Genomic DNA, 11,847 nt, shown 5'->3' with positions numbered 1-11,847 from the left:
GGGAGAGATCTTTGACGACATCCGGCCACCGCAAACGGTCAATCCTGTCGCGCATAGTGCGCAGGATCATTATCGCGATCTATCACTGGAAGGGGTGGAAGATCGATGGTCATTTGCCCGCCGATCTGAAGAAGTACGTCATCGCCGGAGCGCCGCATACTTCCAACTGGGATTTCGTCTTTTTCACGGGCGCCACGCATGAGCAGGGCGTGCTTCCGAACTTCATGGGCAAGCACACCTTGTTCCAGGGCATGATGCGCAATTTCATGTTCGACATGGGCGGTATCTCGGTCGACCGTACACAGCCTACCGACGTCGTCGATCAGGTGGCGGCGGAATTCGCCCGGCGAGACGAGCTTGCGTTGGTGATCGCGGCGGAAGGTACGCGCTCGACCGACGGTAGCTGGAAGTCAGGCTTTTACCGGATTGCGATGGCGGCAGGCGTACCGATTGTCCCTGCCTATGCCGATAACGACCGGATGGTGGTGGGGTTTGGTCCGCCGCTTTGGCCCAGTGGCAATTATGGCGAAGACCTCCTCAAACTTGCCAATTGGTTTCGATCGAAATTGCCCGATTATGAGCGCTACAAAGTGCTTGAAGCACAGGCAAAGAGGCTGATCGAGGAGAATGGTGGTGATTGATGCCTTGCTGGTAAACGCGGTGATCCTGATATCGCTGGTCCTCATCCTGTGGGCCATCTCGGTGCGGATTGACGACGTCTCTTTCATCGATGCGTTCTGGGGCGCAGGCATGGGGGTCATGGCCGTGACGAGTTACCTCCAGTTGGTTGATCCGGGGGAGTTGGCAACGCTGATCATGGTGATGGCGGCGGCATGGGGCTTTCGCCTCGGCATTTACCTGCTGCGCCGGTGGAAGCGCGAGGGGGAAGACAAGCGCTACAAATTGATCCTCAAGAAAGACCGCGAGAAGGGCAATTTCATCATCGCTTCGCTGACCAAGGTTTGGCTGATGCAAGCGGTGCTCCTGTTTGCCGTGAGTTCACCGGCGCAGGTCGGCATTCTCGCCAGCAGCGAACCTGCTCCGATCCAAGGCATTGCCTATGCCGGGATTGCGTTATTCCTGGTCGGGATTTTCTTCGAATGGGTGGGCGATTGGCAGCTGGCGCGCTTCAAGGCCGATCCTTCCAACGAAGGCAAGGTGCTCGACACTGGCCTGTGGCGCTATACCCGCCATCCAAACTATTTCGGAGACGCTTGCGCATGGTGGGGCATCTGGCTGTGCTGTGCATCGGCTGGCTGGGACTACGCGCTTTACACCGTGATCGGCCCGATTTTCCTTACTTTCACGCTGACCAAGTGGTCGGGCGCGGCCCTGCTGGAGAAGGGATTGGACAAGTCGAAGGGCGACAAATACGCTGACTACAAACGGCGTACATCGGCGTTCATTCCAATGCCGCCGAAAAGTGCGGGATAGAGCAGTTCCCAAACTGAGGACAATCGGGGTTTAACTCGCAGAGCACCTTCCCTACATGGCGAGTGATTGTTCGCGCCGATGCGGGAGGTTTAAGTGACGGCAGACGAAGCCGACGGGAAACGCTTGGAGCTGGCGCGGCTTGCCATGGACCTCATTGCCAAGCGCGGATCCGCCGTTACTCGCAATGAGCTGGCCGCCGAGAGCCGCTCTTCGCGCGCTCGGATTGATGAAATTTTCCCTGAGGAATCCGACCTATTCGCTGCGGTTGTCGAGCTCTGGTACTCGCACGACATTGAAGTGATGGAGCGCGTTGTCGCCTCCGACCTCCCGATCCAGCGCAAGTTCTATGAGTTCTACGCGCAGCGTTATATGCGCGAGCGTGAGCGGTTCGAGGAAGATCCGGCGCTGTTTGCTCTTTATGTAGAGCTGGGCGAAGGGCACTTCGAGCAAGTCAGGGGCTATATTGACCTGGCAGACCATTACCTCACAGAACTGATTGCACAGGCGCAGGTCGAAGGCTTCTTCAGCGGCCTAGACATTGATCGTGCGCTCAGCCTGATCAATCAGATGCTGATCGCCTACACGTCGCCGCAAGTAATGCTTATGATCTCGCACCGCCTTCACGAAGAGAAGCTTGCGCGGATTATCGACACGATCTTCGCAGGACTGTCTGCCGAGGATAACGGATCGAGCGGTGTGAATACGCTGCGGTTGGCCTCAAGCTAGGCAGAATTCAGCTAGACGGCGTTTGGTCCGTTATCCGCCCGGTTTCGGGGAGCTCCGCCACTTCCACGCGGCGCAAATAAGCTTCGAATGCATCAAGATCGACGGGTCCCGTCACGCTGTTACTGCCCTCGGTAAATATGGTGAAGCTGTCTCCTCCCGCAGCAAGGAAGCTATTCATCGTAACGCGGTAGGTCACAGCTGGATTGATCGCCGCACCGTTCAGGCTTGCTGCCTTGACCCGGTTGCCCAGCGGCTGGCTAAGGTCATATGCAAAGCTGAAACCGTCGGAGATCGAGAAGGTTTGGATAAAGCCTGTATCGTCGAATTGTTGCTCTAGAAGTGCGAGCAATTGCGCGCCGGAATAGCTGCGCGTGACCAGAGTATTGCCGAAGGGCTGGACGGTGAAGATATCGCCGTAGCTGACTTCGCCGCTTGGCCGCGGGACAAGGTCTCCGCGAACACCCGAGTTATTCATCAGCGCAATCTGCGCACCTGCGCTGCGGGTTGCTTCGAGCTGCGCGTCGGCAATCAGGTTGCCAAGCGGGGTTTCTTCGGTCGGCGGGCCACCTTTACGTGCCAAGTCCGAAATCCGTCCGACCGAGCGTTCCGAAGCGCCGCGCGCGGCTTCGACATATTGCGCGACATAGCCCGCCATATCCGCAGTCGGGGCGAAGCTATCAAGCCGTGCATCGGTAACAAGCGGGTTCCCCTCCCGGTCCACGCCTTCGCTCTGGATCACGCGATTGCGGCCCTCATAGCCGATCACGTCGCCGCTATCGCGATCGATGGTGAGCGTGACGTCGGTCAGGTAGGAGCCGCCATAGCCCCCGCTCGTGACGAGGAATTGGCGCTCGGGATCGATCGAGGCGTAGTCGCAGACATAGCTCTGGTGGGTATGACCGGAGTGGACCAGATCGATTGCCGGATCGAGCTCGGCCAGTATGGCCAGCAGTGGTCCTTCGATGCCCTCGCACCCCCCCACGGCATAGGGCAGGCTACTGTAGAGTCCCTGATGGATGGACAGGATGATCGTTTCGATCCCGAGCGAGCGGATTTGCGGGATCAGTGAGTTGATCGTGCGTGCTTCACTCAGGAAACGCAGGCCAGCGACTCCGCTCGGCGTTACAAGCGTCGGTGTTTCCTCAAGCGTCAGGCCGATGACAGCGATCCGCACCGCATCCTCGCCTTCGCCATAGATGCGCGTGCCATAGGCCGGAAAAAGTGTGCGGTTATCAGGTGTCACGACATTGGCCGCCAAAAACGTAAATTCGGCGCCCGTAAACGGATCTTCTACTGCGCAGGGCTCGCGCATGGTCAGCTTGTCGCAGCCGCCATCCTGCATCCGCTTCAGTTCCTGCCACCCGCGATCGAATTCGTGATTGCCAACCGCGTTGAAGTCGAGGCCCAGCCGGTTCATTACCCCGATCGTGGGTTCATCGAGGAAGATCGAGGACACCAGCGGGCTTCCTCCGATCAGGTCACCGGCCGAAATAACCAGCGTATTCTTGCTTTCCGCGCGGATTTCGTCGATCGCTCCGGCCAACCATGCTGCGCCGGCTACGGGTACGCGCACGGTCTCATCTTCGGAGAGCCGGATCCCCATGGGGCGGGCCAATGGCTCCAAATTACCGTGGAAGTCATTGATGCCGACAACGCGCAGCTGGATCGTATCCGCGCTCGGTACCGGGTCGATGGTAGCACAGCCGGCGAGCGCAAAGCTGGCGAGGAAGATGGCGAATTTTCGGGCGAATGTCATGCCGTTCGATTAGGCCTCGCGCCGCGCCCGCGCAACTGCGGAGGGGGGTCGCAGCCATCTAGGCTGCCCGGCGGTTTCCGCCATCAGGCCCGGGCATCCAGCGATCGAGCACTTCCTGAAAGCGCGCCATGGTCAGCGGCTTGGAGCAATGCGCCTGCATGCCAGCTGCAAGGCATGCCTGGACATCTTCGGCAAAGGCATTGGCAGTGAGCGCAACGATCGGCAGTGTGTCCGGATCGAAACCCTTGGCGCGGAGCGCCCGGGTGGCTTGCAGGCCATCCATCACGGGCATCTGCACATCCATCAGGACGAGATCGTAAGGCATATCGTTGAGCGCGGCATGTTCGGCCATGGCCACGGCTTCCTTGCCGTCACCCGCGACATCCAGCAGCACGCCCGCATCTTTTGCCATGGCTTCCATCAACATGCGGTTGATCGGGTGGTCTTCTGCAAGCAGGATGCGTGCATCATCGTTGCTGTCATCCTTGACCAGCGCGGGTTTGGGTATTTCCGCTTCGACCGGGGCGGGTTGGGCCTGCGCCACAGTGAGCGGAAGAATAAGCGTGAAGGTCGATCCGATGCCCTCCTGCGAATCGACTAGCAGATCGCCGCCCATGGCCTGTGCCAGCTTCCGGCTGATGGCGAGGCCCAATCCTGATCCGCCGCGCAGCTGGGCAGTGTCGTCATCGGCTTGTACGAAGTCTTCGAAAATGGTTTCGAGCTTGTCCCTGGCAATTCCAATTCCGCTGTCGCGCACTTCGTAGCGCAGCGTGGTGCGGTCTCTGGTGAGGTCGATGCACACATAACCGCGATCGGTAAATTTCACTGCGTTGCCGACGAGATTGATCAGCACCTGCTGGATACGCAACTTGTCGCCGACAACGAAATGAGGGATCGCCCGACCAAGGCGGAAATCGAGCTCAAGCCCCTTCTTGCGCGCTGCTGGTACCACCAATTGCATCACATGACGGCAGATATGCTTGGGATCGATCATCTCTTGGGCAATCACCATCTTGTCGGCTTCAATCCGGCTCAGGTCGAGTATGTCATCAAGCAGTCGGCCCATTACGCGGCCGCTTTCAGCGATGAGTTCGGCATGCCTGCGGGCCTCGGGCGGCAGGTCGCTGCGTACCAGAAGGTCCGCGAATCCGAGTACACCGTTCATGGGCGTGCGCAATTCGTGGCTCATGTTGGCCAGGAACGTGCTCTTCGCCTTTGCCGCGGCGAGCGATTCGTCACGCGCGGCGCGCAGGTCTTCGAGCATTGCGCTGCGCTCCCGGTCACGCTCGGCCAATTCCTGCGTGGCCTCTGCCACTTTGCGCCGGACCTGTCCTTCACGCCGGGTGACAGTAAGTAGCAAAGCTCCGAGGCATAGCGATATTGCGACCCCGCTAAAGAGGACGAGCAGCGGCTCGTTCGATTGGACCGAGCGCTCGAATTCGGGAAGGCTCGCCCACCGGATGGTCCACGGCTGACCGGCGACTTCGAGATCTGCGGTGCGCGTATATTTGGGGTTGTGCTGGCGGGTCTCCGCTGTTTTGCTTGAAAAGATAAGCGGGCCGGGTTTGTCGGCATAACCCTGCCGCACCTCTATCTGGAATGACTGCTCCTGCCTGGGGGTGAGCATCGATAGCCATGCACGCGCCTTGATCGGGGAATAGCTCCAGCCCTCAAACCGGGCCATTCTCTCCTGCTCGCTCCGGGGGATTTCGCCGCCCTGATAGATCGGCCGCACAAGCAGGAATCCAGTCCCTCGCATCTCGTCCTGCACGAGCGTGATAGGTTTGGTAATCATCATACGGCCAGTCAGCCGCGATTCCTCCAGCGCTTCGCGCCGATATTCTTCGAATGCGAGGTCGAGACCGAGTGCCGGGCGGTTTTTGGCAAGCGGTGTGATGTATTTGATCGGCAGGATTTCTTGGCGCGCACTCTCCGGATGGATTCGTTCGATCGGCGCGCCGCGCTGCCGGGCGTGGGAGAGAAACTCCTCGGTTTCTTCGTTGCTAACCGGGCGGATGAAGCCGATACCGTTGAGCCCGCTTAGCGATCCCTCGAGATCCAGTGTCGAGACGTAATTCTCCCATTCGGGAAATGTCACCGCATCGCGGGCGATAAACAGCGCCGCGGCACCATCCAGCGCGGTGCGGTAAGTGTCGAGCCGATGGAACAGCGCTTCCTCGTTGTCGCGAGATATGGCGATAAACTCTTCCTGATTGCGTTCAGCTTCATTCTCCTGCGCAAAATTCCAGCCCAGCGCCGTCAGCAAAGCGGCAAGAAAGATGCCAAGCGCCGCAAACCAGCCCGAGCCTGATCGGAACGGACGCGCTGCCAGATATGCAGCATTGTGAAGTCCCCGGCTCAATCCCGTACGAGCCGTTTGCGCATTTCCTTCCATGATTCTGGTCCCGTGCTTGACGCCCAAGAATCGACCAACTTGGTTAAGGCTGGCGCAGAATCGTGTTCAGATCATCTCCGGATGAATACCTAGGTGACCATGCGGGCGATCGGGGATGGCCCACGCCCATCGCCGCAAAGCTGCTAAACGTTGATGTTTTCGACGTCCGGAGTGTCGTCGTGGATATATTCGCTGCGGTGTTCGAGCAGGATGGTCCAGGCTGCGAGGAATAGGCCCGCGACCAGTGGGCCCAGCACGATACCGGAAAGGCCAAGTGTTGCGATCCCCCCCAGTGTGGTGACCAGGATAATCCAGTCGGGAATGCCGGTATCACGGCCGACAAGGATGGGGCGCAGGATATTGTCGGCCATTCCGATCACGGCCACACCAGAGACCACCACCACAATGCCTTCCCAGATTTGCCCAGTCGCAAATAGCCATATGGCAGCAGGCACCCAGATCAGGCCAGACCCTACGGCGGGCAGCATCGAGGCTATCGCCATCAGCAGGCCAAAGAGCATGGCCGATGGCATTCCCACTATCCAAAACGTAATCGCACCGAGCAGACCCTGTACGATCCCCACCACCACTGAACCCTTGATCGTGGCGCGCACGATCGAGAGGAACTTGCTAGCCAGTCGTTCCGTAATGCTGCTTTCGAGCGGCAGGGCATCAAGGATAGCTGGTCCGACCTTGCCGCCATCGCGCATCAGGAAGAAGGCAACATAGAGCCATACACCGAAGGCCAGCAGGAAGGACAGCGCGCCGCTGCCGATCGAAACCGCCTGCTGCGCAATCAGCGCCACGCTCGTTTCGGCAATGTCCTGCGCACGCTCGCGCAATTGCGAAAGGTCGGTCCAACCTGACTTTTCTATTTCGGCCTGCAGGCTGGCCGGTAGGGCGGCCAGGATCTGCTCAATCCAACCTGCAATGTCGAACTCTCCGCTGCGCAGCGCTGTGAAGACGCTGGCGGCCTGATCAACCACCATGCCGCCGATCACGAAGGCGGGGACGATGACCGCTACGAAGATTATCCCGAGTGTGAGGAGCGCAGCCTGGTTTTCGCGGTCGCCGCGCCACGTCAGCATGCGCTGGTAAAGTGGCTGGAACAGGATTGCGGCCAGCATCGCCCACAGCAGCGGCGCGGCGAATGGCCAGACGACGAAAATGAGCGCCGCCGTTGCCAAGGCGAGGAATAGCAGGAAACCCCCGCGTTCGATTCCCGGCCCGTTCTGCGCTTCAGCCATCAGACATCAAGGTTCGCGACATTGAGCGCATTGTCCTGGATGAACTCGCGCCGCGGCTCGACCACGTCGCCCATAAGGCGCGTGAAAATCTCGTCGGTGATGTCCGCATCCTCGACTTTCACCTGCAGCAAGGCGCGATTGTCCGGATCGAGCGTGGTTTCCCAAAGCTGCTCCGCATTCATTTCGCCAAGGCCCTTGTAACGCTGAACCGACAGCCCCTTGCGGCCCGCCGCCAAGACAGCATCGAGCAGTTCGGTCGGGCGGTTGATACCTTCGTCACCCGAAATGGCAGGGGCGTCCGCTTCCTCGCTATCGCTATCGTCTGGCACTTCCGGCTCGCTCGCGCTCGTTTTGACCAGCTTTGCGGGCTGAGCGAAAACCTCGGCGTGCTCGCTCGCCAGCCGATGCAGCTTGCGCGCTTCGGCGGAGATCAGGAAGTTCGCTTCGATATCGTGAACGTCGGTCACGCCGCGCCACAGGCGATGTAACTGGACCGAACCATCGTCATTCAACTCGGCGCTCCATTCGGCCTCGTTGTCACCGAGCTGCATGCGCTTGGCGGTCAAAGCGAGTGCTTGTCGACGGGTCTCAGTATCGAGACCGGGATCGAGCGCGCCGGATAGCGCCATTTGTTCGATGATAGCAGCATCGTATTTGCGCGGGACGAAGGCGATCAGGTTGCGGATCCGCAAGGCGTGTTCGACCAAGCCGGCAAGTTCCTGCCCGCTGCGCGCTCCGCCGATCGTCTCGAGCACTCGTCCGTCGAGGCCCGCCTGTACCAAATAGCGATCGAGCGCCGGCTGGTCCTTGAGGTAAACCTCGCTGCGCGCTTTCGCGACTTTGAACAGCGGCGGCTGGGCAATGAAGAGGTGCCCGGCCTTGATGATCTCAGGCATCTGGCGGTGGAAGAAGGTCAAGAGCAGCGTGCGGATATGCGCACCGTCGACATCGGCGTCGGTCATGATCACGATCTTGTGATAGCGCAGCTTTTCCAAGTTGAATTCGTCGCGCAGGCCAGTGCCCATCGCCTGGATCAGCGTCCCGACTTCTTTCGATGAGATGATCCGGTCGAAGCGCGCTCGCTCGACATTGAGGATCTTGCCCTTGAGCGGCAGGATCGCTTGCGTCTTGCGATCACGGCCCTGTTTGGCCGAGCCGCCTGCGGAGTCGCCCTCGACCAGGAACAGTTCGCACTGCGCCGGATCGCGGTTCTGGCAATCGGCCAGCTTGCCCGGCAGGCTGGCGACACTCATCGCACCCTTCCGGCTCATTTCGCGCGCGCGCCGTGCGGCTTCACGGGCAGCAGCGGCATCAATGACCTTCTGGATGATAGTCTTCGCGTCAGCCGGATTCTCTTCCAGCCATTCGGTCATTTTCTCGCTCATCAGGCTTTCGAGCGGCTGGCGCACTTCGGAGCTGACCAGCTTGTCCTTGGTTTGCGAGCCGAACTTGGGATCGGGCAGCTTGACCGAAACAATTGCGGTCAATCCTTCGCGCATATCCTCGCCGGACAGCGAAACCTTCTCTTTCTTGAGCAGACCCGAAGTGTTGGCATAATTGTTAATTGTGCGCGTCAGCGCAGCGCGGAACGCGGCGAGGTGGGTACCGCCGTCGCGCTGGGGAATGTTGTTAGTGAATGTGAGGACGTTCTCGTAGTAAGAATCGTTCCATTCCAGCGCGACATCGATGCCGATGCCTTCCTTCTCCGCCGAAACCGAAATCGGTTCGGGTACCAGTGCCTGCTTGTTGCGATCGAGCCACTTGACGAACGCGGCGATCCCGCCCTCGTAGTAGAGATCGTGTTCCTGCACTTCCTCATGCCGCTTGTCGCGCAGCAGGATGCGCACGCCCGAATTGAGGAAGGCGAGCTCGCGGTAGCGATGCTCGAGCTTGTCGAAATCGAACTCGGTGACGTTCTTGAACGTATTGTGGCTAGCCATGAAGGTCACGCGGGTGCCCTTCTTGAGCCCGTTGTCGTCACCATTGCTTTCCACCGGCGGTGCATCGCCGCGCACCTCCAGGCTATTGACCGCTTCGCCAAGCTCGAAGCGCATCCAGTGCTCCTTGCCGTCGCGCCAGATAACAAGTTCTAGCCATTCGCTCAGCGCATTGACCACAGAAACGCCCACGCCGTGGAGGCCGCCTGAAACCTTGTAGGCATTGTCGTCAGACGTGTTTTCGAACTTTCCGCCGGCGTGCAGCTGGGTCATGATAACTTCGGCCGCCGAGACACCTTCTTCCTTGTGCATGTCGACCGGAATGCCTCGGCCATTATCTTCGACCGACACCGATCCGTCAGGGTTGAGCTCAATCAGCACGAGGTCGCAATGACCTGCCAGCGCTTCGTCAATGGCATTGTCCGAAACCTCGAACACCATGTGGTGGAGGCCCGATCCGTCATCGGTGTCACCGATATACATGCCGGGGCGTTTGCGGACCGCGTCGAGACCCTTGAGGACCTTGATTGAATCGGCGCCGTATTCGCCCATTTGCGGGTTTTTCCGGGGGTTTTCGGGAGAGGTGTCTTCCATGCTGATTATATAGGGTTCCGCGCAGCAATCCCCAACGCCGGAACGCGTTCAAATGCGCCTTTTTCCACCGCTTGAGCGGCTATTTCGGGCCGCATCTGCCCTCGCAGGCAAATGTGCGGCGATTGACTCCTGAAAAGAAGTTAGATACCTAACTAAAGAAAAGGAGAGAACGAGATGGCGAACATTTCAAGGCGCGGCATCCTGGCGGCAGGATTGGGCGGTGTGGCACTGGTCGCGGCAGGGGGCGCATGGCGGGTTACGCGCACGCCGCAGACAGCCATGGGGCCTTGGGAACTTGATCCCAATCCGCCTGAAGACGTGCGGCTGGATGCATTCCGGCATGCGATCCTTGCTCCCAATCCGCATAACCGGCAGCCATGGGTGATCCGGTTGCTCGGTGACAGCGAAGCGGTGATCACGGCCGATCTTGCGCGCGATCTGCCGATAACCGATCCGTTCGACCGCCAGATCACGATCGGCTTTGGTACGTTCCTGGAGATTGCGCGGATCGCAGCTGCCGAGCGCGGCTACGCGATGATGATCGAACCGTTTCCTGATGGTGAAGATCCAAGTGGTCTGGATAGCAGGCCGGTGGCGCACCTCCGCTTTGAGCAAGCCGATGACGTGGCCCGTGAACCTCTGTTCGCGCAGATCGTGCGGCGCCGCTCCAACAAGGAGGAGTATGACCTCTCGCGGACTGTCGCAGCAAGCGATCTTGGCGCAATTACTTCTGCAGGCGGATCGTTTACGGCCGATCCGGCAATAGTGTCGAAGCTGCGTGACGAAATCGTCTCCGGCATCGAAACCGAGATGCTGACCCATGCGGCCAATATGGAGAGCGTAGAGCTCATGCGGATCGGGCATGCCGAAGTCGATGCGAATCCAGATGGTATCGAGCTGCACGGCCCGCTAATCGAAGCCGGCAAGCTGGTTGGGATGGTCAATCGCGAAGAACTGGCCGATCCACAAAGCACCGGTTTCCATCAGGGGCTTGAGATGATGCGCTCGACCTATGGCTCGATCCCTTCGCTGGTGTGGATCACCACGCCTGCCAATACGCGGGCGGACCAGCTCGAGGCGGGCCGCCAGTATGTGCGCGCGAATCTCGAAGCGACTGCATTGGGATTGGGCATGCATCCGATGAGCCAGAGCCTGCAGGAATATGAGGAAGTCCAGCCGATGTATGCGCGTGTGCACGAATTGCTGGGTGCAACCGGGAATGAGCGGGTGCAGATGCTCGCGCGGGTCGGCTATGGACCACCGGTGGAGCCGACGCCGCGTTGGCCGCTGGAGACGCATCTTACATGACCACGCCGGATCCGCTGGAGTTTGCCGTATTCAATGAAATCGGCATAATCGACCAGCTGGCGACACATGCGTTCAGCGAAGCGCTCCCGCGTGGGATGACACCGGCCCAGTTCAGTATCCTCAACCACTTCGTCCGGCTCGGAAAAAGACAGGAATCGCCGGCCCGGCTCGCCAGCGCGTTCCAGGTTTCGCGCCCGACTATGAGCACAACGTTGGCCCGGCTCGAGCGGGCCGGACATGTCGAAATTTCGCCTGATCCCGATGATGGGCGCGGCAAGCTGGTTAGGATTACCGAGCGGGGCCGGGCCATGCGCGAGGAGTGCGTGATGCGATTGTCCGAACCCTTACGCGAAGTGCGCGCGGCGATCCGTCCGGAGCTCTTCGAGCAGCTTCGCCCTCTGCTGGCCGAAATGCGGGAGAAACTCGACCGGATGCGCGACTGACTTTCGC

9 protein-coding genes are annotated in these 11,847 nt (G+C 59.8%); 5 read left to right on the top strand and 4 right to left on the bottom strand.

The window, feature by feature from the left end:
• The first annotated feature begins 11 nt into the window (after positions 1-11).
• The 3 genes from ACEWMW_RS03050 to ACEWMW_RS03040 all read left to right on the top strand — a co-directional run bounded on the left by ACEWMW_RS03050 (position 12) and on the right by ACEWMW_RS03040 (position 2,160).
• Positions 12-641 (top strand): lysophospholipid acyltransferase family protein, encoded by a 630-nt coding sequence (locus tag ACEWMW_RS03050; RefSeq protein WP_409412417.1) that lies wholly within the window; start codon positions 12-14, stop codon positions 639-641.
• On the top strand, positions 634-1,434 hold the full coding sequence (locus ACEWMW_RS03045; protein ID WP_409412416.1) for a DUF1295 domain-containing protein: 801 nt from the start codon (positions 634-636) through the stop codon (positions 1,432-1,434). The genes ACEWMW_RS03050 and ACEWMW_RS03045 overlap by 8 nt, the downstream gene beginning before the upstream one ends.
• A 93-nt stretch (positions 1,435-1,527) precedes the next feature.
• Positions 1,528-2,160: a hypothetical protein gene (locus ACEWMW_RS03040; protein ID WP_409412415.1), complete on the top strand. Its 633-nt coding sequence runs from the start codon at positions 1,528-1,530 to the stop codon at positions 2,158-2,160.
• Positions 2,161-2,167: 7 nt separating this feature from the next.
• Here the strand turns inward: ACEWMW_RS03040 and ACEWMW_RS03035 are convergent, their stop codons facing one another.
• The 4 genes from ACEWMW_RS03035 to gyrB all read right to left on the bottom strand — a co-directional run bounded on the left by ACEWMW_RS03035 (position 2,168) and on the right by gyrB (position 10,089).
• The gene (locus tag ACEWMW_RS03035) at positions 2,168-3,916 is read right to left on the bottom strand and encodes a bifunctional metallophosphatase/5'-nucleotidase (protein WP_409412414.1); all 1,749 of its coding nucleotides are present in this window, start codon (positions 3,914-3,916) and stop codon (positions 2,168-2,170) included.
• 58 nt (positions 3,917-3,974) lie between these two features.
• Positions 3,975-6,311 (bottom strand): CHASE domain-containing protein, encoded by a 2,337-nt coding sequence (locus ACEWMW_RS03030; protein WP_409412413.1) that lies wholly within the window; start codon positions 6,309-6,311, stop codon positions 3,975-3,977.
• A gap of 143 nt (positions 6,312-6,454) precedes the next feature.
• Positions 6,455-7,558, bottom strand: coding sequence for an AI-2E family transporter (locus ACEWMW_RS03025; protein ID WP_409412412.1), 1,104 nt, complete (start codon positions 7,556-7,558; stop codon positions 6,455-6,457).
• Positions 7,558-10,089: a DNA topoisomerase (ATP-hydrolyzing) subunit B gene (gyrB, locus tag ACEWMW_RS03020; protein ID WP_409412411.1), complete on the bottom strand. Its 2,532-nt coding sequence runs from the start codon at positions 10,087-10,089 to the stop codon at positions 7,558-7,560. Before gyrB ends, ACEWMW_RS03025 begins: the two co-directional genes overlap by 1 nt.
• Positions 10,090-10,263: 174 nt before the next feature.
• Between gyrB and ACEWMW_RS03015 the strand changes: the two genes are divergently transcribed.
• Both ACEWMW_RS03015 and ACEWMW_RS03010 read left to right on the top strand, forming a co-directional pair.
• Positions 10,264-11,397, top strand: a complete 1,134-nt coding sequence (locus ACEWMW_RS03015) for an Acg family FMN-binding oxidoreductase (RefSeq protein ID WP_409412410.1) — start codon at positions 10,264-10,266, stop codon at positions 11,395-11,397.
• Entirely contained in the window at positions 11,394-11,840 is a 447-nt protein-coding gene (locus tag ACEWMW_RS03010) for a MarR family winged helix-turn-helix transcriptional regulator (protein ID WP_409412409.1), read from the top strand. The genes ACEWMW_RS03015 and ACEWMW_RS03010 overlap by 4 nt, the downstream gene beginning before the upstream one ends.
• The last annotated feature ends 7 nt before the right edge of the window (positions 11,841-11,847 follow it).

This window comes from Litorerythrobacter xanthomarinus (assembly GCF_046254955.1).
Lineage (GTDB): Bacteria > Pseudomonadota > Alphaproteobacteria > Sphingomonadales > Sphingomonadaceae > Qipengyuania_C.
The sequence above is the reverse complement of the archived record's forward strand: the minus strand, read 5'-3'. Positions and strand labels throughout refer to the sequence as shown.

Excerpts from the sequence above, each read along its gene's own strand:
- ACEWMW_RS03025 (WP_409412412.1), bottom strand. The coding sequence starts at position 7,558 with ATGGCTGAAGCGCAGAACGGGCCGGGAATCGAACGCGGGGGTTTCCTG.
- ACEWMW_RS03010 (WP_409412409.1), top strand. The coding sequence starts at position 11,394 with ATGACCACGCCGGATCCGCTGGAGTTTGCCGTATTCAATGAAATCGGC.
- ACEWMW_RS03030 (WP_409412413.1), bottom strand. The coding sequence starts at position 6,311 with ATGGAAGGAAATGCGCAAACGGCTCGTACGGGATTGAGCCGGGGACTT.
- ACEWMW_RS03035 (WP_409412414.1), bottom strand. The coding sequence starts at position 3,916 with ATGACATTCGCCCGAAAATTCGCCATCTTCCTCGCCAGCTTTGCGCTC.
- ACEWMW_RS03015 (WP_409412410.1), top strand. The coding sequence starts at position 10,264 with ATGGCGAACATTTCAAGGCGCGGCATCCTGGCGGCAGGATTGGGCGGT.
- gyrB (WP_409412411.1), bottom strand. The coding sequence starts at position 10,089 with ATGGAAGACACCTCTCCCGAAAACCCCCGGAAAAACCCGCAAATGGGC.